The 19505-nt window shown below is 66.0% G+C and carries 17 protein-coding genes; 9 read left to right on the top strand and 8 right to left on the bottom strand.

All coding sequences use genetic code 11. The features are described from left to right. Positions 1-52 precede the first annotated feature (52 nt). A complete protein-coding gene (locus tag A5658_RS18010; protein ID WP_067338035.1) occupies positions 53-1846 on the top strand; it encodes a long-chain fatty acid--CoA ligase in 1794 nt (597 codons plus the stop codon). Continuing rightward, positions 1830-2609, top strand: a complete 780-nt coding sequence (locus A5658_RS18005) for a triacylglycerol lipase (protein ID WP_082993255.1) — start codon at positions 1830-1832, stop codon at positions 2607-2609. Before A5658_RS18010 ends, A5658_RS18005 begins: the two co-directional genes overlap by 17 nt. 9 nt (positions 2610-2618) lie before the next feature. Here the strand turns inward: A5658_RS18005 and A5658_RS18000 are convergent, their stop codons facing one another. Both A5658_RS18000 and A5658_RS17995 read right to left on the bottom strand, forming a co-directional pair. Further along, positions 2619-4181 (bottom strand): AMP-binding protein, encoded by a 1563-nt coding sequence (locus A5658_RS18000; protein WP_067338031.1) that lies wholly within the window; start codon positions 4179-4181, stop codon positions 2619-2621. Positions 4182-4188: 7 nt separating this feature from the next. After that, entirely contained in the window at positions 4189-5052 is an 864-nt protein-coding gene (locus tag A5658_RS17995) for an SDR family NAD(P)-dependent oxidoreductase (protein ID WP_067338029.1), read from the bottom strand. A 201-nt stretch (positions 5053-5253) separates the two neighbouring features. On the opposite strand from A5658_RS17995, the gene A5658_RS17990 reads away from it, so the two are divergent. After that, on the top strand, positions 5254-6351 hold the full coding sequence (locus A5658_RS17990) for a phenazine antibiotic biosynthesis protein (RefSeq protein ID WP_067338544.1): 1098 nt from the start codon (positions 5254-5256) through the stop codon (positions 6349-6351). Between the two features lie 22 nt (positions 6352-6373). Further along, a complete protein-coding gene (locus A5658_RS17985; RefSeq protein WP_067338547.1) occupies positions 6374-7711 on the top strand; it encodes an aldehyde dehydrogenase family protein in 1338 nt (445 codons plus the stop codon). A gap of 339 nt (positions 7712-8050) precedes the next feature. Here the strand turns inward: A5658_RS17985 and A5658_RS17975 are convergent, their stop codons facing one another. After that, on the bottom strand, positions 8051-9355 hold the full coding sequence (locus A5658_RS17975; protein WP_067338541.1) for a cyclopropane-fatty-acyl-phospholipid synthase family protein: 1305 nt from the start codon (positions 9353-9355) through the stop codon (positions 8051-8053). A gap of 224 nt (positions 9356-9579) precedes the next feature. Next, entirely contained in the window at positions 9580-10341 is a 762-nt protein-coding gene (locus A5658_RS17970; protein WP_067338024.1) for an SDR family oxidoreductase, read from the bottom strand. 115 nt (positions 10342-10456) lie between these two features. On the opposite strand from A5658_RS17970, the gene A5658_RS17965 reads away from it, so the two are divergent. Together A5658_RS17965 and A5658_RS17960 are read left to right on the top strand one after the other, a co-directional pair. Then, on the top strand, positions 10457-11818 hold the full coding sequence (locus A5658_RS17965) for an adenylate/guanylate cyclase domain-containing protein (RefSeq protein ID WP_067338019.1): 1362 nt from the start codon (positions 10457-10459) through the stop codon (positions 11816-11818). A 41-nt stretch (positions 11819-11859) separates the two neighbouring features. Then, a complete protein-coding gene (locus A5658_RS17960) occupies positions 11860-12606 on the top strand; it encodes a methyltransferase domain-containing protein (protein ID WP_067338017.1) in 747 nt (248 codons plus the stop codon). On the opposite strand, the gene A5658_RS17955 is transcribed toward A5658_RS17960, so the two are convergent. Then, positions 12607-13497, bottom strand: coding sequence for an SDR family NAD(P)-dependent oxidoreductase (locus A5658_RS17955; RefSeq protein ID WP_067338015.1), 891 nt, complete (start codon positions 13495-13497; stop codon positions 12607-12609). Positions 13498-13643: 146 nt separating this feature from the next. On the opposite strand from A5658_RS17955, the gene A5658_RS17950 reads away from it, so the two are divergent. Beyond that, entirely contained in the window at positions 13644-14381 is a 738-nt protein-coding gene (locus tag A5658_RS17950; protein WP_067338012.1) for a methyltransferase domain-containing protein, read from the top strand. A 3-nt stretch (positions 14382-14384) separates the two neighbouring features. On the opposite strand, the gene A5658_RS17945 is transcribed toward A5658_RS17950, so the two are convergent. Then, positions 14385-15509 carry an FAD-dependent oxidoreductase gene (locus A5658_RS17945; protein WP_067338009.1) on the bottom strand — a complete coding sequence of 375 codons (1125 nt, stop codon included), beginning with the start codon at positions 15507-15509 and terminating at the stop codon, positions 14385-14387. 114 nt (positions 15510-15623) lie between these two features. Between A5658_RS17945 and A5658_RS28890 the strand changes: the two genes are divergently transcribed. Continuing rightward, positions 15624-16001 carry a hypothetical protein gene (locus A5658_RS28890; RefSeq protein ID WP_231997367.1) on the top strand — a complete coding sequence of 126 codons (378 nt, stop codon included), beginning with the start codon at positions 15624-15626 and terminating at the stop codon, positions 15999-16001. On the opposite strand, the gene A5658_RS17935 is transcribed toward A5658_RS28890, so the two are convergent. Continuing rightward, the gene (locus A5658_RS17935) at positions 15970-17400 is read right to left on the bottom strand and encodes an alpha/beta hydrolase domain-containing protein (RefSeq protein WP_067338006.1); all 1431 of its coding nucleotides are present in this window, start codon (positions 17398-17400) and stop codon (positions 15970-15972) included. The two genes, A5658_RS28890 and A5658_RS17935, sit on opposite strands and share 32 nt — an antisense overlap. Positions 17401-17560: 160 nt before the next feature. Here A5658_RS17935 and A5658_RS17930 point away from each other — a divergent pair, with 160 nt between their 5' ends. Further along, positions 17561-18763 (top strand): MFS transporter, encoded by a 1203-nt coding sequence (locus tag A5658_RS17930; protein ID WP_067338537.1) that lies wholly within the window; start codon positions 17561-17563, stop codon positions 18761-18763. Here A5658_RS17930 and A5658_RS17925 read toward each other — a convergent pair. Then, positions 18734-19408, bottom strand: coding sequence for a hypothetical protein (locus A5658_RS17925; protein ID WP_067338003.1), 675 nt, complete (start codon positions 19406-19408; stop codon positions 18734-18736). The two genes, A5658_RS17930 and A5658_RS17925, sit on opposite strands and share 30 nt — an antisense overlap. Between the last annotated feature and the right edge of the window lie 97 nt (positions 19409-19505).

The following is a 19505-nucleotide window of genomic DNA, read 5'->3' as shown; positions in this document are numbered from 1 at the left end:
GGTCGTCATGAATATGCACAGAGCTGTGTTGCTGAGAGTAGAGGGAAGTCCGATGGCCGAGACGAGTGCTGACCGAGCGAGCAACCTGGCGCAGCTGTTTCTGCAGCGCGTCGAGAAGTCAGGAGATCGCGAGGCGTTCCGCTTCCCCGAAAGGGGCGACTGGACCTCGGTCACCTGGAAGCAAGCCGCGCAACGGGTCGAGGCCCTGGCGGCGGGGCTGTTGTCGCTCGGCATCCAGCCCGAAGACCGGGTCGGTATCGCGTCAGCCACCCGGCTGGAATGGATCCTCGCCGATCTGGCGATCCTGTGCGCAGGCGCGGCGACGACCACCGTCTACCCCAGCACCAACGCCGAGGACACCGCATACATTTTGGCCGACTCCGGCTCCAAGGTGGTCTTCGCCGAAGACGACACCCAGCTCGAGAAGCTCACCGAGCGCCGCGGCGAGCTGTCCAACCTGACCAAGGTCGTCCTGATCGACGGAACCTCCGACGACGACTGGGTGATCACCCTCGACGACCTGGCCGACCAGGGCGCGAAATACCTTGCCGAGCATGCCAATTGCGTTCGAAAGGTCGCCGACGAGATCAAATCCGATCAGCTGGCGACGCTGATCTACACCTCGGGCACCACCGGCAAGCCCAAGGGCGTGCGACTGCCGCACAAATCCTGGGTCTACACCGGCAACGTCATCTCCGACATGGGCCTGATCGGCGAAGACGACCTGCAACTGCTGTGGCTGCCGCTGGCCCACGCCTTCGGCAAGGTGCTGATCGCCACCCAAGTAGCGTGCGGCTTCGCCACCGCGATCGACGGACGCGTCGACAAGATCGTGGAGAACTGCGCGGTGGTCAAGCCGACCTTTATGGGCGCTGCGCCACGCATCTTCGAGAAGGCCTACAACAAGATCATCACGCAGCAAAAGGGCGCCAAGGCGATGTTGTTCGGGTGGGCGTTCGCGGTGGGCAAGGAGGTCGCCCGCCGCCGCCGCGAAGGCAAGTTCGTCTGGCCACATCTGGTGTTGCAGCAGAAGCTGTTTGACCGCCTGGTGTTCGCCAAGATCCGTGACGTGTTCGGCGGACGGATCCGGTTCTTCATCTCCGGTTCGGCGCCGCTGAACCGGGACGTCGCGGAGTGGTTCGAGGCCGCCGGTGTGCTGGTGTTGGAGGGCTACGGGCTCACGGAGTCGTCCGGTGCGGGCTTCATCAACCGGCCGGACAACTACAAGCTCGGCACCGTCGGGCTGCCCTTCGAAGGCACCGAGGTCCGCATCAGCGACGCAGGCGAGGTCCAGTTCCGCAGCGACTGCGTGATGGCCGGCTACCACCACCTCGACGACGCCACCGCCGACACGCTTAAAGACGGTTGGCTGTCCACCGGCGACCAGGGCAAGCTCGACGACGACGGCTTCCTGTCGATCACCGGCCGGATCAAGGAGCTGTTCAAGCTGTCCAACGGCAAGTACGTGGCGCCGCCGGCGATCGAGGCGAAGTTCGCGACGCTGTGCCCGTATGCCAGCCAGTTCATGGTGTTCGGCGAGGGTAAGAACTTCGCCGCCGCCTTGGTCACGCTCGACGAGGATTCGATCAGCGGGTGGGCCAAAGACAATGGCCTGGAAGGTAAGTCGTACAAGGAGCTGACGAAATCCGATGCCGTCCACGACATGATCGACGAACACGTCAAGAAGCTCAACGCCAGCCTGAACCGGTGGGAGACGATCAAGAAGTGGGCGGTGCTCGACCACGACCTCTCCGTGGACGGTGGCGAGTTGACGCCGTCACTCAAGGTGAAGCGCGGCGTGGTCGCCGAGCAGAACAAGGAGACGCTGGATGGCTTCTACTCCTGAGCCAGTCGCCGAGCAGTCGGAGAGCCTGCCCGACGCCGCCAACGCGGCACCACCGGGACACCTGCTCCGCATTCTCGAGTGGCGCACCGGCATGGAGTACCTCTCCGCGCGGTTGGCGATGCGACGCATCGCGGCCTGGCGACGTGGTGACGGCCATCCGGTTCTGGTGCTGCCCGGATTTCTGGCCGGTCCACTGTCGACCGATTTTCTGCGTAATGTCTTGCGGCAGTTGGACTATCGTGTCTATGACTGGGGCCTGGGCACCAACCTGGGCTACCGCGCCAGCATGAAGGAATCGCTGCCGGCGCGCCTGCACCACATTCGGGAACGCAACGACGGCCGGCGGGTCAGCCTGATCGGCTGGAGCGCCGGCGGGATCTATGCGCGCGAACTGGCCCGCGGGCTTCCGGACGACGTGCGGTCGGTGATCACGTTGGGTTCACCGTTCCGCGGCAACCACGAGGCCAGCACCGCGTGGCGGGTGTGGCGGCTGGTGAATCGCGGCGCCGAGGCCACCGAGTCCGTATCCGAGCGTGCCCTCGACCGGCGCGCGCAACCGTTGCCGGTGCCGACCACATGTATCTACAGCAAGTCCGACGGCATCGTAGCCTGGCAGTGCTGCATGAGTGAGCCCGCGCCGCAGACCGAGAACGTCGAAGTGCGCAGCAGCCACCTCGGTTACGGCCACAACGTGCAGACGTTGTCGGTGATCGCCGATCGGCTCGCCCAACCGGAAGGTGGCTGGCGGCCGTACCGCCGGTGACCTGCGCGCTCAGTCGGGCAACTCCTTACGCAACACCTTGCCGGCCGGGTTTCGTGGCAGGCTCGGCACAAAGTTGATATCCCTCGGCTGCTCGAAGCGAGAAACCTTGCCTTGCAGGTATTCTCGTAGCGCTTCTTCGCTGACGTCGCTACCCTCACGCAACACCACATACGCCGCCAACCGATGACCGAACCGCTCGTCGTCCACCCCGATGACCGCGTTGTCGGCGACGTCGGGGTGCTCGGCGAGAGCGTTTTCCACCGCTCGCGGATAGACGTTCTCTCCGCCGGAAATGATCATGTCGTCTTCCCTGCCAACGATGAACAGCCGTCCCGAGTCGTCGAGATAGCCCATGTCGCCGGTGCTGGTCATGTTGTCGACGACGGCTTTGGCGCCTCCGGCGGTGTATCCCTCGGACGCCAGATCGCCCCCGACGAACACTCGACCGGTGACGTGTGGTCCAACGGGTTGGTCGTTGTCGTCGAAGATCCGCACCGGGCAGCCGGCGACCGGCCTGCCGACGGTTTCCGGGGCATCGCGCAAATCGGCCGGCGTCGCCAGCGCGCCGATACCGACCTCCGTCGAGCCGTAGCCGTTGTAGAGGATGTCGCCGTAGGTGTCCATGAAGCGTTGCGCGAGGCTGGGATCGAGCCGGTCCCCGCTGGACATCACCACTTTCAGTGCGGACACCGGGTTTCGGGCCCGCACAGCGTCGGGCAGGTCGAGGATGCGCGCCAACACGACGGGCACGGCGGTGAACGCGTCGGCGCGATACAGCGACGCTTGCGCGAGTATGGCTTCGGCGTCGAAGCGACTGTGGGTCAGCACGGTGCCGCCGAGGCCGAGGGTGAACATCAACATGCCAAGACCCAGGCCGTGAAACATCGGCATTGCCACCGAAATTCGCGAACCGGTGTGCAGCCCGGTGCGATCCAGGATGGTTACCCAGACGCCGACGGCCGAACTCATCCGCGGTGTGCGGGGCACGCCTTTTGGCGTGCCGGTGGTGCCGGATGTGAGCAAGATGATCCGCCCGGCCGACGCGACCTTGGGGCGGCGATCGTCGTGCGGCGCTCCGGTCCCAGCCGCGTCGACGACCGTAACCGCGTCGTCGGCCGCCCGTACCCTGGCGGCGAATTCGGCGTCGGCGACGATCATTTCGATCTCGTGACCACTCAACGCGGCCGCCAAGGCGTCGGATTGGAAATCGGTGTTGACCAATACGATGTCGGCGCCCACCAGCGCCGTCGCGAATACCGCACGCACAAAGCCGCGGCCGTTGCGGCACATGATTCCCACCGCTTGGCCCGGTGCGACACCCTCGTCCAACAGCTGACTGGCAAGGGCTTCTGTGTCCGCCTGTAACTGGCGGTAGGTCAGTGCGCCGTCGTCGTCGACGATCGCAATCCTGTTGGGCCAGCGTGCCGCTGCGACGGCGATCAGCGCGTAGGGGTTGGTGCCGGCTCTGCCGACTTCGCCGATCAGCCGGACCAGTGCCGCCGGACTGGGTGGGCTGAGGAGCTTGGAGCGCAGCAACGCCCGAGCCGCGGTCGCGGTCACCCTTTCGGTCATCTGCGATTCAGCCTTCGGAATTTTTGAAATAGCGGCGGAACCAGATCCGCGCGGCGCGATCCGCCGGTCCGGCCAACAGCACCGAGACAAGCTCGGCCGGCGCCAGCCACGGCGGTGAGACAGTCCGCGGTCGTTGGATGATCGCTTTGGCGATGACGTCGGCGGCTTCATCCGGCTCCAGGCCGGGAAGCCTGCGCAGCATCGGTGTCGGCTCGATCATTCTGGTGCGGACCAGCCCGAAGTAGATCGAGGTGACATCGACACCGTCGGCATGCAGTTCCGGTGCCACGCTGCGCAGCCAGCGGTCGAAGGCCCCCTTGGAGGCCTGGTAGACACCCCACTGCGGACCGGGCGGGACGCGCACAGCCACGCTTGAGACGTTGACAATGTGCCCGCGGCCCTGCGCACGCATGGCCGGAAGAACACCTAGCAGTAGCTGAACCGGCCCCAGGTAGTTGATGCCGATCGTGCGCTGGAAATCGTGTGGCCGGTCGTACTGTTCGTGCAGCGAGCGGCGTAGCGACTTACCGGCATTGCTCACCACGATGTCCAACGCGCCGTGCTCCTCGCCCATCTTCTCGGTCAGCGCGGCGACGGCGGCCTCATCGGTCAGGTCGGCCGGATATGCGATCGCTTCTCCACCGCCGGCGTTGATCGATGCCGCCAGTGCTTCCAGCCTGTCCGCCGACCGCGCGACTACCAGCACGGTGGCTCCCGCCGCGGCAACCTTGCGGGCGGCAGCCTCGCCGACGCCGTAGGACGCTCCCGTCACCAGCACGGTCTTGCCCGAAATCGCATGGTGCAGCGCTTCCAGGTTCGATACCCGCGGCGGATTGACAAGCAGGTCGATGGCTTTCTCTGCCACGTTCATCAGGCGACTGCTTCCTCCGGTCGGGGTGGGCTTTGCCTCCGCTTTTCTCTATACCCCTTGTGGAAAGACGTCTGCGCCGAATGACACACGCACGCTGTCAAATGTCGCCGCGATGAACGGCGTACGAAAAACCGTTGCCGATTGGGCCGATTGGCTGCGGTCGATTGCCCGGCTGATCCGTGCTACGCCATGATCGGTGGCATGGCCGATGCCGACTTTTCGTTGCTCGACGTGCCGCGACCGCACCCGGTAGGGGACCCAGAGGCCTACCTCCGTGCCGCGATTGCGTGGCACTTCGGCGAGGAGACCGGCAGCGCCTTCTGGCTGCGCGTGGCACCGACGCTGGATTTCGACCCGCTCACCGACGTCAACACCTTCGCCGACCTACGGTTGTTTCCCAACCTGCTGAGCGAGTTACGCACCGAGCCCGTCGCTGATCTCATTCCGCGCGGCTACGGCACACCTTCGCCGGTGCCGCAGATCTTCGAGTCCGGTGGGACGACGGGTGCACCCAAAAGGACTGTGCAGCTTCCGGATTGGTGCGCACAGGTCGCGGAGTGGCAGACCGAAGACTTCGCCGATGGCGGATTCCAATGCGGTCAGGATTTCCTGTGCATGATGCCGAGCGGACCGCACGGCGTGGGCTTCTTCTCCCGCATGGTCTCCGAGCGGCTCGGATCGGTATTCCACGCCATCGATCTCGACCCCCGGTGGGTCAAGAAGATCGTCGCGCGCAAAGCCACGTCCGAGATGGACGGCTACGTCGACCATCTGGTCGAGCAGGCCACGCACGTGTTGACCACTCAGCGAGTGGCGAACCTGCACACGACGCCGCCCCTGCTGGAGGCGATGGCCCGCAACGACGACGTGGTCAACCTGCTGAACAAAAAGGTCGGCTTCATCCTGCTCAGCGGCGCCCACGTCGACATCGACACCCTGGACCTGCTCGGCAGTATCTTCCCCGATACCACGATCACGATGGCGTTCGGCAGCACGATGATCCTCTCGCAGGCGATCACCGAGCGGATCGACGGCGACGGCGCATTCGTATTCCACCCGCGCAGCCCCTACGCGACCTTCTGGGTCGTCGATCCGGACACCGGCGAGCAGGTGGCCTACGGCGAACGCGGCCAGGTGATCATGAACCACATCAGCAAGGGCATGTTCCTGCCCAACAACCTCGAGCGCGACAGCGCCATCCGGCTACCGGGACTCCACGGCCAGGTCGGCGACTCGGTCAGCGAGGTACGACCCGTCGCCGCGTTCGAAGGCGAGCCCGTGATCGAAGGTGTCTACTGAAATGCCCTCCGATACAACCGATCTGATCGCAATCGACGCGCTCGGCCCAGACGGTGAGTACCGCACCCGCAACCGCCAACCCGTTACGGCCGCCGACGGCGCGGTCATCGCGGAGCTCACTCTGGCACCGACGCTGTACGTCGCACGCGCGATCAAGGCCCAACGCGGAGTGCGTCCGCTGCCCGCCCACGAGCGGGAGGCCGCGCTGACCAAGGCCGCCGACATCTTCGCCCATGGCGTGATCGCCGGGCTCGACTTCGACGCCTATACCGTTGCGGCCAGCCGCATTTCCGGCCTGCCGATCTCGGTGACCCGCACCGGGGCGCACGCCGTCGCCGACGGAGTCGCGTCCTCGTTCAGTGCAATCCAGCGGGCCCGGCCGTCGGGTGCCGTGCTGAATTGGCGCGATATCGGCGCGGGCGGAGCGGCCTGGGCCCGCCGCGGCGACGTGTTCGCGGTACTCGCGTCCGGCAACGGGCCTGGGGTGCATGGGCTGTGGCCGCAGGCCTTGGCGTTGGGTTATCGGGTCGCGGTCCGCCCGTCGCGACGCGAGCCGCTGACCGCGCACCGACTCGTTCAGGCGTTGCGCCAGGCCGGATTTCGCCCGCAGGACGCGCTCTATCTTCCCACCGACCATCGGGGGGGCGATGAGCTGATCAGGTCGGCAGATCTCGCAATGGTCTACGGCGGACAGGACGTCGTCGACAAGTATGCCGGCGACCCGACGGTGTTCGTCAACGGCCCGGGCCGGGCGAAGATCCTGATCACCGCCGACCACAACTGGCGCGACTACCTCGACGTCGTCGTTGACTCGATCGCCGACCTCGGCGGGGTGGCGTGCGTCAACGCCACCGCCGTGCTCTACGAAGGCGACCCCGCGCCGCTGGCCGAAGCGATCACCGAGCGCTTGTCGGCCATCGACCACGAGGTGCTGCCCGTTCAGACCCTTGACGCCGCAATGGCTTTGGCGAGCCATGTGGCCACCGTAGCCGCCGGCAGTACCGCGCTGCTAGGAGCCGACCAGATGGTCGCCCCGCTCGGCGACGGCCACGCCGCGCTGCGTCCGACGGTGCACCTGCTGGCCACACCCGACGTCAACAGGTTGAATGTGGAGTTGCCGTTCCCCTGTGTCTGGGTCGCGCCGTGGTCGCGCGCCGACGGACTTGAGCCGCTACGGCATTCGCTGGTGATCAGCGCGATCACCGATGACGGCGACTTGATCGACGACCTGCTCGCCGACCCGACTATCGCCAACGTGTACGGCGGCAGGTATCCCACGCATTACACGGCGCCGGAGATCCCGCACGACGGCTTCTTGGCAGATTTCCTGATGCGCAACAAGGGCTTTATCCGCGACTAGCGGTCAGCGCGCCGTTCGGCGCGGGACTGCGGCCACTACTCGTTGCCAGCTAGTCGCGATGTTGCACACGTCGCCGATTCGAGCGATGGCTGCTGCCTCGCAGTGCCCGCACTCGCATTCCGTTGGATGCGTGAGCAGTTCGTCGACTATTTGCCGGACGAGCGTCGTGGTGACGGGCTTGCCGGCCGACTGGGCTGCGTTGAAGCAGTCAATCGCAATCAGGTTGTCTGCGTCGGCTATCCGCATACTCATGAGTATGCGGACCAGACACGGCCGGTGCCAGCTCCGATACCTGCGAACACGCTGGTAACTGCCTTGCGGTCTCGGCGATACCGCGTACTACGACGTCATCGTGGTGGCGCTTGGCAGGATGAAGCTTTGGCGGTTTGAGGGCATACCGCTGACGCCGCGGGTGGTGGGCTTGACCGCGAGGACCTGGTTGACGCCGATGCGGTTGGCATCGAACGCCAGGGCGCAGCCGGCCATGTAGAGCCGCCACACGCGGACTCGGCCGGGGCTGCTGTTTTCGATCATGGTGTCCCAGTTGGCTTCTAGGTTGTTCAGCCAGGCGCGCAGGGTTCGTCCATAGTGTTCGCGTAGCGACTCGACGTCACGCACTTCCAAACCCGCCGATTCCAGGGCGTCGATCATGACGGCGAGTGGTTCGAGTTCGCCGTCAGGGAAGACGTAGCGATTGATGAACGAGGTTTTCGAACTCGTTGGTGACGGGCCGGGGCGGCGGGAAATGGCGTGGTTGAGCAGCCGGCCCGTCGGCGCGAGCAGCGTGTGCAGTTTGTGTGCATAGCCGGGCAACTTTTCCGCCCCGACGTGTTCGGCCATTCCGATGCTGGCGATCGCGTCGTAGGGTCCGTCGTTGACGTCGCGATAATCCTGGACGCGGATCTCGACTTGATGGTCGAGACCGAGGGCGAGCATGCGGCGGCGTGCGTAGGCGGCCTGCTCGGGCGACACCGTGACACCGACAACGGTCACGTCGTAATTCGAGGCCACATGCGCGGCGAAAGTGCCCCAGCCGCAACCAACGTCGAGCACCCGCATCCCGGAGGCCAGGCCGAGCTTGCGCGCCACGAGATCGCACTTGCGGTACTGAGCCTCGTCGAGGTTGTCGCTCGCGTCGTCCCAGTAGCCGCAGGAGTAGGTCATCGATTCGTCGAGCAACAATCGGTAGAAGTCGTTGCCGATGTCGTAGTGATGCTGGATCGCGGCGGCATCGCCCCGCCGGCTATGACGACGTCCGGTACACGATCGCACTTCTTCTGGCGGCGCTGCGGGAGGTAGGCCGACGGCGCCGAGCCGAATCACGGCTTTGAGCAGTTCGGTTCGTGTGATGCCGTCGACTCGAACCCCCGGGCCCAGAGCGGGATCCGATGATTCATCGAGGATCAACAGGAACTGCAGCAGATCTCCGTGGAACTCGATATCGCCAGAGACGTATGCGCGAGCGAAGCCGAGCTCGTTGGGCGCCCACAGCAGGCGACGGATCCCGCGGCGGCGGGTGAACGTCAGTAACCACGACGCGTCAGGCGGGCCGGCGTGGCTTCCGTCCCAGCCCCGCACTGCGATCGGCGCCTGGCTTCCCAGTACCGCCCGCACCAGGGGCTCGAGTACTTCGGCGGTGTTCATCAGCACCTCCACGTCGTGAGGGCAGCCCATCGATGAAACCCGGGACGAAGCGATGCTACTAGCGGCGTCCGTAGCGCTGGTAGAACTTCTCGACTCGCCCCTCTTTATCGAGGGTACGCTTGGTTCCGACCTCCGCCGGGGAACGCTGATCGCCGACTGTGCGGGCTATGCGCGGAAAAACGCTTCCTAGGCGTTCATCAGCCGCACAGTCGGTGCAAGAAAACCTAGTCGACGTCGGCGACCATCTTCTCGTTGAATGCGGAGTAGATCTCGTCGTAGGCCCCGTCGCGCTCGGCGAACCGAAATCCCTTGGCGCGCTCCACGATAATCTCCTCGGCCTCGGGCTTGGTCTGTAGCAGCGTCATGGTCTCGGAGATGAACTCGTCGAGCGGCATGCCCCGCGGGTCGAACCCACGCTGTCCCTGCAGGGCCGTCTGTACCCGCGGTGGGACAATCTCGATGACCTGAACATCGCTGTCGCGCAACTGAAAACGCAGCGACTGGGTATAGGAATGCATCGCGGCCTTGGTAGCGCAATAGGTCGGTGTGAGCGCACTAGGCATGAACGCCAGCCCGGATGTGACGTTGATGATCGTGGCGCGCGGCCTGCTGAGCAACGCATGCAGCAGCGCCGCCGTGAGCCGGATCGGGCCGAGCAGGTTGACGTTGATGGTCTGCTCGGCCCGGCCAGGCCCACCGGTGACCAGATTCTCCACCCACTGAATTCCGGCGTTGTTGATCAGCACGTTGACGTCTAGGTGGTTGTCTTTCAGGTCGATGGCGAATCGCCGGATGTCGGCGGCGTCGCCCTGGTCCAGCGAGAGGCACTGCATGCCCGGATTGGCCCTCGCGACCTCCTCGAGCGTTTCCAAACGGCGGCCCGCGATGATGACGTTGTTGCCCAGCCGGTGAAATGCCTCGGCCAGGCCCCGGCCGATCCCCGTTCCTCCGCCGGTGACCAGAACGGTGTTACCCGTCAACTGCATGCGTCGTCCTCTCGTCGCTTTCTGTTACCTGCATCCTCGCGGTAGCGCGGGCGGGATGCGACCACTCTGCCGAAGACGCCCGAAACGTGTCGGTTCCCTGATCTAGCCTGTACCCGTGGCGCAGTTTCCGCGGACTCGCTACGCCAGCTGCAGCGACGTCGACATCGCCTATCAGGTGCTGGGCGATGGGCCGACCGACGTGCTGGTGCTGCCGGGCCCGTCCATCCCGATCGACACCATCGACGCCGAGCCGTCGATGTACCGCTTTCACCGGCGACTGGCCTCCTTCAGCCGCGTGATTCGCATCGACCAGCGCGGGGTCGGCATGTCGTCGCGCGTGTCACAGGACGTGATCGGCCCGAAATACTGGGCAAAGGACGCCATTGCGGTGATGGACGCGGTCGGATGCGAGCAGGCGACCATCCTCGCTCCCGGGTTCGGGTCGATGACCGGGCTCGTCCTGGCAGCCGACTATCCGGAGCGCGTGAGCAATCTGGTGATCATCAACGGCGCAGCCCGGACGTTGCGGGCCGACGACTACCCGATGGGCTTCGAGATCGTCGAAGAAGACCCCTACACGACGGTGGCGATGGAACCGGACGCCGTCGACCAGGGTTTCGACATGCTCGGTTTCATCGCACCCAGCATGGTCGACGACCACGCATTCCGCGCGTGGTGGGACATGGCCGGCAACCGGGCCGCCTCACCCAGCATGGCCCGCGCGATCATCCTGACCGTCCGGCATTGCGATGTCCGTGACACGCTGGACCGCATCAGCGCCCCGACGCTGGTCCTGCATCGTGAGGATTCGGAGTTCTGCCCGGTCGACAACGGCCGGTACATCGCCGAGCGCATCTCCGGAGCGCGGTTCGTCGAACTACCCGGAGCCGACGCGCTCTACTGGGTCGGCGACACCGCGCCGATGCTCGACGAGATCGAGGAGTTTGTCACCGGCGTGCGAGGCAGCTTCGCCGACCGGGTGCTCACCACGATCATGTTCACCGACATCGTCGGCTCGACCGAACGGGCCGCGCTGCTCGGCGACGGCCGGTGGCGAAATCTGCTCGACAACCACGACACGATGGTCCGTCACGAACTCGAACGGTTCGGTGGGCTTGAAGTGAACACCGCCGGTGACGGATTCGTCGCATCATTCCCCAGCCCGAGCGCCGCGATCGCGTGCGCCGACGCCTTGATCGACGCAATCCAAGTGCTGAACATCGAGATTCGGGTGGGTATTCACGCCGGCGAGGTCGAGGTGCGCGGTGACGACGTCGCCGGAATGGCCGTGCACATCGGTGCGCGCGTCGCAGCATTGGCCGGACCGAGCGAGGTGCTGGTGTCGTCGACGGTCCGCGACATCGTCACCGGCTCACGACACCGCTTCGCCGACCGCGGCGAACACCACCTCAAAGGCGTGCCGGGTCAATGGCAACTGTGCGCGCTGGAGCGTGCCAACGCGACGGTCCACCACTAGCTCACAGCTGGGTCACACGTCGACTCGCTAGGCTCGACAGCATGCCACCGCGACTGAATCTGTTCACTAATCGTCAGCGCGCCAACTCATTTGGTGGTGCGGCACAGAACTACGACGCGCACCGGCCGCGCTACCCCGACCAGTTGATCGACGATGTGCTGGCACCCGGTGCGCGCTGCGTGCTCGAGGCCGGCGCCGGCACCGGCATTGCCTCGATGCAGTTGATCGAGCGCGGCGCGGATCTGCTCGCCGTCGAACCCGATGCCCGGATGGCCGCCGTCGCGCAGGCCAAAGGCATCCCCGTCGAACTCGCCACCTTCGAAGACTGGGACCCGGCCGGCCGGCGCTTCGACCGCGTGGTGTTCGCCGCGTCGTTCCACTGGGTGGACCCAGCGGTGGCGCTGCCGAAGATCCGCGCCATCCTCGCCGATGGCGGCAAGCTGGCGCTGATCTGGAATCGGTTGCGGCCCACCAATCCGACCCGCGCGCAGTTCGAGGAGATCTACCGCGACTACATGGACATCGAAACCCACAGTGGCGACGGCAGTCCCGGTGAGGTCGTCGAGATGATCGCCGCAGCCGGATTCACCGTGACGCAGCAGACCTACCGACACGATCTCCACTACTCCGCCGAGCAGTGGGTGGACATCGCATTCACGTTTTCCAAGCAACTGCTGGTCACCGAGGACAAAGCGCCCGAACTGCGGGCACGGCTGATCGAAAGGATCGGCCCCGCAGGCGTATCGGTGGGCGGCGATGCCGTCGCGATCTTCGCGACGCCCGACTAGCTACACGGGAAGCGTTGTCCCGGTTTCCTTTTCGCCGAAATCGAACACCTTGCCCGCGATCTCGTAATCGGCGGCGACCGCCGAGCGGCCGATCAGCACCGGGCCGCCCTTCAGCCCGAGCCGACCGTCGACACCCACATAGCTGCCCGGTGGAATCGGCTCGCTGATGCAATACAGCGTCGGCGCTGCACCGGCCTCGATGTCGTTGCCGAATCGATTCGCCAGCGCGGTGACCACCCGATGAAAGCCGGCCATCACCGGCTTGTCCGACACCTGAGAAAGGTTGGACGACACCCAACCTGGATGCGTCAATTGCGCGGTCACAGGCGACCCCGCGGCGCGCAAGCGGCGGTCCAGTTCCAGTCCCCAGAGCATCACCGCGAGCTTCGAGCGCGCATACGCTGGATAGGCGGCCCACTTGTGCGCGCGCAGATGCATGTCGTCGAGGCGCAGCTTCGCCGATTTATGGGCATCGGACCCGACGTTGATGATCTGCGAGCGCACCCGGCCCAGCAGCAGGTTGGTCAATGCGAACGGACCCAAAAAGTTTGTGCCGATGGTCATTTCGAAGCCGTCGACGGTGTCGGTTTGATGTTGGACGACCGCTCCGGCGTTGTTGATCAAGATGTCGACGTCGCCCTCGAATTGGTCGGGAAACGCGCGCACCGATGCGAGGTCGGCGAGGTCGAGTTTGGCGACCGAGGTGGAGCCGCCGATTTCGGCAACCCGGCGCTCGCCCAACTCGGTGTTGCGAACGGCCAGGATCACGTCCGCTCCCGCACGGGCCAGCAGGCGTGCCGTGCCGAGCCCGACCCCGTTGGTCGCCCCGGTCACGATGATGCGTTTGTCAGACAGGTTGCCGAGCCGGCTCGGCGACCACGATGTAGTCACCGCTCGACCCTAGCGTCTGCTACCTCGACGGGTGGAAGCCGATGACTGCTCGGCGTAGGCTGCGGACGGAAGCACAGGCCTTGCGGATCGTGGTTGTCGATACGTAAACGCCTGTATAACTTGATATTTCGTCGAAGGAACGCAACATGACCGAACTGAAGACGACTCTACCGCCGGCCCTGAGCCGAGCACTCGAATTGCTCTCCGACCCGCCCGCCGAGCCCGATGTGAGCAACGGCTACCTGGACCTGTTGAGCACGACCGACGACGACATAGCCAAGAACGACGGCGCCATCCAGGCGGTCTGGGCGTCGCCGATCGGCTCCTTCGTCTACGACAACGCCCAAGCGCTGACCCGGCGGTTCCTCGCCGCCATGCAGCTTCCGATCGAGTGGCTGAACATCCCGGAAGGCGGTGTCGCCCTGGACGTCGGCGCCGGCCCCGGATCGATCACCACGTCGCTGGCCCACGCCGCCGGCCCCGACGGGCTGGCGCTGGGGATCGACATCTCCGAGGCGATGCTGGCTCGTGCGGTGCGAGGTGCGGCGGGACCGCAGGTCGGCTTTCTGCGGGCTGACGCGCAGAAACTTCCGTTCCGCGACGCGACATTCGACGCCGCAATCTCGGTCGCGGTGCTGCAGCTGGTTCCCGACCCCGCCGCGGCCCTGTCCGAGATCGCGCGGGTGCTCAAGCCGGGCGGACGTCTCGCGGTCATGGTCCCCACGCTGCGCCCTCCGGTCGACCTGTGGCGCGCCCTGCCCACCGGCGGCGCTCACATCTTCAGCGAGGACGAAATCGGCGACATCCTGGAGGAGCACGCGTTCGCCAGCGTGCGGGTCAAGACCATCGGCACGTTCCAGTGGGTGCGCGGCAAACGCGGCTAATCGTCAAGCCAGCGGCGGGTTTTCGCGCACGCCGCCGTACATGCCGCGGCGCACGATCAGCGGCATGACCACCCGCTCGACCGGCCATGACGGGATGCGGAACGCCTGCCCGGTCGGCAGGAAGACTTCCAACCCGTCGGGCTGTATGCCCAGAACCGAACCCCACCGGTGGCCGGGCGCGCGGTAGGTGCCCAGACGCCCACCGGTCAAGTGGGCGTGGACATTCCGCGCGACCAGCACGTCGCCGCGGTTACGGGCCGAGCTGCGCAGCGGGTCGGTGGCTGCAACGTCGCCGACCGCGAACACGTCCGCATGATGGGGTGCCCGCAGTTCGCGGGTGACGCGGACGAAGCCGTCTTGGTCGAGTAGTTCGCGTGGCAGCCAGTCGGTGTTGGGCCGCACCCGGCCGATCGCCCACAGCACTGCGTCGGCCGAAGCCGTCGGCTGCCCGGTGCTCCAGTCGACGCCGCCGCTGGTGATCTCGTCGCCCGCGAATCCGTTGACCAGCGCCGCACGATGGCCGGGGTGCACGCCGACGCCCAGATCGCTGAGGCGACGGCTGATTCGCTGCCAGATCCGCGGGTGGTACTCGCTCAGTGCCCGATCGCCGGGGAAGTAAAGGTCGACTTGTTTGTCCGGCCAGGTCGTTGCCAGGTTGACCGCGCTGGTGACCGCGGCCGCCCCGCCGCCGACGACGATCACCGACGCGGCGCTGGCCAGCCGATCGTGATCGGCGTGCAGATCGGTGCCGACATCGGCGGCCGACTGCAGGGTAGGGCGACGCCAGAAGCCGTTGCTAACGCCGGTCGAGACGACCAGCGCGTCGTAGCCTTCGTCGAACGGCGTGCCGTCGCCGGTGCGGCCGGACACCATTCGCTCGGCCAAATCGACGCCGGTCAGCGCGCCCTGAATGATGCGGACGCGGTCCAGCCGCCGGAACCGGTCGAAGGGAATCCAGTAGTCGCGAGCCCAATCGCGCGGGCGGGCCAGCCGGACACCGAGTTCCTGCCCGCTGACCAGACCGGGTTTGACCGAGACGCCGACGACGTCGAAATGCTTGGCCAGCCGCATCGCGGCCAGGATGCCCACGTCGCCCAGGCCCGCGACGACGACGCGTTTGCGGCTCATGCCCAAAAACTGTAACAGGTTCTAGTTTGCTGAGGTCGGGTCGGCAGGTCTGCCGCGTTAATCGCCGCGAAGCTTCCGCTATCCGGCGAGGCCTGGCTTACACTTCGGCGTGTGATGACGCCGACGACCCCTTGGGGGAACGAGCGTGGCCAGCTCCCGCAGCGCCTGCGGGTTGGCAGTCATCTCGCCAGCCGCCGCCAGGCCCGGCGACTCAGCCGCCGCTTCGCCCGCGTCGGCGTCAGCACGTCACCCGATTGCTTGCGCCAGATGTTGGCCGGTTCGCCGGCCGCCTGGGCCGATGTCGCCGACTTCCAATTTGCGGTGATCGCGACTCAGTACCGACGGGACCAGTTCAACGCGCGGGTGCGACGCATGAAGCGCCGCGGCGCGCGCTCGCTGCTGTTCATCGGCATGGTTCTCGTCACGCTCAACTTCTTGTTCTGCATGGCATGGGCCCTGTTCAACCTGGCGCTCGAGTCCCCGCCGCTCTGACATTGGCCTCGAAGGTCGCCATGGCGAGCTGGAGAATCTCCTCGCGATCGGCGGCCAGCAAAAATCCCGACTGAATCGTCGAGTCGAGCGACGTGGTAAAGCGCCGCCGATATTCCTCGCCGCCGCCCGGGTAGAGCCGCTGCACGGTCGACGCATCGAACGGCTCACCCGAGCCGAAGATCGACTCCATGGTGCTCCCGTCGCCTCCGGCTCCAGAGGTCCGAGCGATCGGGACGTCCACCCACGGTGTCCTGACACCCCCACGCGCGATGCCGTGTTCGTCGAGAGCAGGTTGCTCACCGATCATCTCGATGGGCTCGCCGCTGGGCGGGAGCCGACCCTCACGAACCCAGCCGCGGAGTTGCGACAACGCCGCCTGCAGAACGTAATGGTGTTGCGGCGCAAAGTTGATGCAGTGGTCCAGTTCCTGACCCATCAACATGTTCGTCGGCGCGTAGGCGGCGACGATGTCCGCCAGCTCCGCGGACCCGCTGTCGATTGGCGCCACCTGAATGGTGTAGTTGTCGGCGTGGGCGGCACCCGCGATCTCCCACACCCGAAGTTGTTGATTATCAGGCTGTCTCGCACCGTGATAGCCCACCCGACGGCCGTCGAACAGATCGGTCTCGGTGATGACCGCGATCAGCGGTACCCGCAGGTCGGGCCGAAATGCCACCGCCTGCGACGAGTCGCTTTCCAGCGCTTCGAAGATCGAGCCGCCGTCCAATGGGGCCGCGGGCCCGAACCGCGAATGCACCAGAAACCCGTCGTAGGCCCGTGCGTGTGAGTCGACGGCGTTGACGTAGGTCGTCAGGAACAGCGCCGACTGCGACTCCCCCAGCGCGATCACGTGTTCGGCGCGCAGCCCGCGCAGGATCTCCGGCCGCCTGGCCAGCTGCCCGGCCTGCGAGAAGATGTCGTAGGAGTACATGTCGCCGGGGTGACGCAGCGATGAATATCGGTTCGCGTCTTGACTTTTCAGCGACATGTCGATCCCCATGATGTTCTCACCGCCGTCGACGCCGACGCGTTGCACCGACACCGCGACGTATGCGTACCCGGCGCGCACGATCTCGCGGTGCGCCATCATCCAGACCGCGGGAGCGTCGATGCCGCCGCTGACGTTCAGCCACTCGACGAGCACCGTCCCGTTGAATCGGTCTGGGTCCGACGGGGTGAGCGCCACGATCCGGGTGGTGTAGTCAGCGGCCGCCCCCGGCGACACCTGCCATCGGCCGTCGGGCCCGAGGTCGGCCGCCGGCGTGTAGGACGACGCCGAGCCGGAGATGAAGAACTCGTCTGCGACGTATCCCACACTCGCGATATCGAAGGCGCCCAACAGGAGTGCGGGTTTACCGGGAGCCGGAACATATGTCGTCGCATCGCCGCTGGTAGCCACCTGCGGATCATAGATCGACCTGTTGGCGAGGCAGGTTCGATCAGCGTCTCTACTGACTTGAACGCCTGGTTAATTGCGTTGCGATCGCCGTCCGACGGGGAATAACTTGCCAGGCGTTGTGGTCGTGTCTGATCGCGACCGCAAGGAGGAACGGAATCCGATGAGCCAAGGATCGACGAGCGTGCTGGTGCGGCCGCGGCCGGCGGCGCGCGGCGCGGACCGCCAATTCGGCGCGGTGCTCGCCGTCTTGTTGGTCACCGGGTGGGTCGCGAACCATTTCGTCGCGTTGATGCCCACCATCAGCGATCGTCAGCACCTCAGCACCGCAACCCTCGACGCGATCTTCGGTATCTACGCGCTGGGGTTGCTGCCCGGACTGCTGATCGGCGGCCGGGCCTCGGACGCGTTCGGACGCCAGGCGGTGGCGTTGACGGGGTCAACCACCGCAGTAATCGGCACGGTGGCGATGCTGCTGTCCCAGCAGCCAGATGTGTTGTTGGCGGGACGCCTGATCGTCGGCGCAGGTGTGGGCCTGGCGATGACGTCCGGCACCGCGTGGGCATCCGACCTGCGCGGCCCCGCCGGCGCGGCGACAGCGGGAGCGGTGTTGATCGCCGGTTTCGCGATCGGACCGTTGGCCGGTGGGCTGATCGCCGGTGCCGGAGACCCGGGCGTTGAAGTGTCGTTCGGGCTGGCCGCGGGGCTGGTCCTGACGGCGATGGCCGGCATGATCATCGCATCGCGACGCACCTTCGCGGCGCGGCCGGCGCCCACTGCTCAGAAACAACCTCTGGCATCAGAATTTTCGACTGCACGGGCGTTCAGTTGGGCGATGCCACTGGCGCCGTGGGTATTCGCCTCGGCAACACTGGGATTCATCACGATTCCCGCCCGAGTCCGCACGGGGATTGCGGCGCCCACCGCGGCCGGCATGGCGGCGTTGATCGTCAACGGGTCGAGCGGCGTCATTCAGGTCATTGCCCGAGCGGGCTCGTGGGGGCCGAGGACCGGCACCGTCGGCGCGGCGCTGGCCGCGCTCGGGTACTCGCTCATCGCGGTGGCGCCACCCACGATGACGCTCGCACTGGCGCTGCCGCTGCTGCTGATTCTCGGTTGCGCGTCCGGCCTTTCGCTGCGCGAGGGCCTAATCGATCTGGAAGCCGCTGCGCCGCAACATATCCGCGGCGCGTTGACAGGGATGTTCTACTCGGTGACATACATCGGCTTCGCCTTGCCGCTGGTGTTGACCACCGTCGGGTTCGCCGGGTCGCAGCTCATCCTCGCCGCTATGGCAGCACTCGCCGCGAGCGCGGCGGCGTTGCGGACGATACGGCTACGCCGAGATAGCCACCGGCAGAGCTGATTCCAGCGTCCGAGGCCCCACGCCGGCAACGGGAATCGAGTCGTTGCTCACCACGCTCAACCCGGCGAGGCGACGCCAGGAGCGAATCGCGTTGCGGGTCACATCCACGATCCTGGTGGCGCTCGCATCAAGATGGGCCAGCCGGTGCGCGCGCAGCGCGTTGCCGGTGACGGCATCGAGGGTGTCCCAGTCGTCGGTCTCGACCAGCGACGTGGACTGGCAAGCGGCCCGCACGGCATATAGCTCTGCGCCTTCGACAGCCTCGCACGCGGCGCGGCCCGCCTTGGCCGCGCTGTCCCAGCTGACGATCGACGGCACATCACCGGGGACGAATGTCCGGTGTAAGTCCGCGATATCGGCGATGGCCCGAGCAGCCGCGCCGCTGGCGTACCGAAGAACGCCCCATGGCGGGCTGGTCAGCAACTTGGTCACCCAGATATGCATGACGTCGTCGGCGACGTCTGCGGTTCCGACGGTCAGCCACCCGAGGTCGAGCACCAGCAGACTGTTCTCCGGCGACAGGTAGCCGTCAGGCTCGGCCAGCAGGTCGTTGCACAACTGCACGAACGACGCCAACGGGCGGGCCGAGGTCGCCGGGAAATCCGTGATGTGCTCGTCGCCGTTGATGTACGAAATCACGTTCATGGCGCACCCTTTGCCCGATCCGGGCTGGTGCGATCCCCTCGCAAGTCGCATCGGGCTGGTAATGCGGTCGAGGTCCATTTGAGTTGCTTCCTAAGGG

The sequence above is a fragment of the Mycobacterium sp. 1245111.1 genome (assembly GCF_001673405.1).
Classification (GTDB): Bacteria; Actinomycetota; Actinomycetes; order Mycobacteriales; family Mycobacteriaceae; genus Mycobacterium.
Note: the sequence above shows the minus strand (reverse complement) of the source record. Positions and strands in the feature narration are given on the sequence as shown.

Bases quoted from the DNA above. Each gene is read 5' to 3' on its own strand.
- A5658_RS18010 (WP_067338035.1), top strand. From the start codon at position 53: ATGGCCGAGACGAGTGCTGACCGAGCGAGCAACCTGGCGCAGCTGTTT.
- A5658_RS18005 (WP_082993255.1), top strand. From the start codon at position 1,830: ATGGCTTCTACTCCTGAGCCAGTCGCCGAGCAGTCGGAGAGCCTGCCC.
- A5658_RS18000 (WP_067338031.1), bottom strand. From the start codon at position 4,181: ATGACCGAAAGGGTGACCGCGACCGCGGCTCGGGCGTTGCTGCGCTCC.
- A5658_RS17995 (WP_067338029.1), bottom strand. From the start codon at position 5,052: ATGAACGTGGCAGAGAAAGCCATCGACCTGCTTGTCAATCCGCCGCGG.
- A5658_RS17990 (WP_067338544.1), top strand. From the start codon at position 5,254: ATGGCCGATGCCGACTTTTCGTTGCTCGACGTGCCGCGACCGCACCCG.
- A5658_RS17975 (WP_067338541.1), bottom strand. From the start codon at position 9,355: ATGAACACCGCCGAAGTACTCGAGCCCCTGGTGCGGGCGGTACTGGGA.
- A5658_RS17970 (WP_067338024.1), bottom strand. From the start codon at position 10,341: ATGCAGTTGACGGGTAACACCGTTCTGGTCACCGGCGGAGGAACGGGG.
- A5658_RS17960 (WP_067338017.1), top strand. From the start codon at position 11,860: ATGCCACCGCGACTGAATCTGTTCACTAATCGTCAGCGCGCCAACTCA.
- A5658_RS17950 (WP_067338012.1), top strand. From the start codon at position 13,644: ATGACCGAACTGAAGACGACTCTACCGCCGGCCCTGAGCCGAGCACTC.
- A5658_RS17945 (WP_067338009.1), bottom strand. From the start codon at position 15,509: ATGAGCCGCAAACGCGTCGTCGTCGCGGGCCTGGGCGACGTGGGCATC.
- A5658_RS28890 (WP_231997367.1), top strand. From the start codon at position 15,624: ATGACGCCGACGACCCCTTGGGGGAACGAGCGTGGCCAGCTCCCGCAG.
- A5658_RS17930 (WP_067338537.1), top strand. From the start codon at position 17,561: ATGAGCCAAGGATCGACGAGCGTGCTGGTGCGGCCGCGGCCGGCGGCG.
- A5658_RS17925 (WP_067338003.1), bottom strand. From the start codon at position 19,408: ATGAACGTGATTTCGTACATCAACGGCGACGAGCACATCACGGATTTC.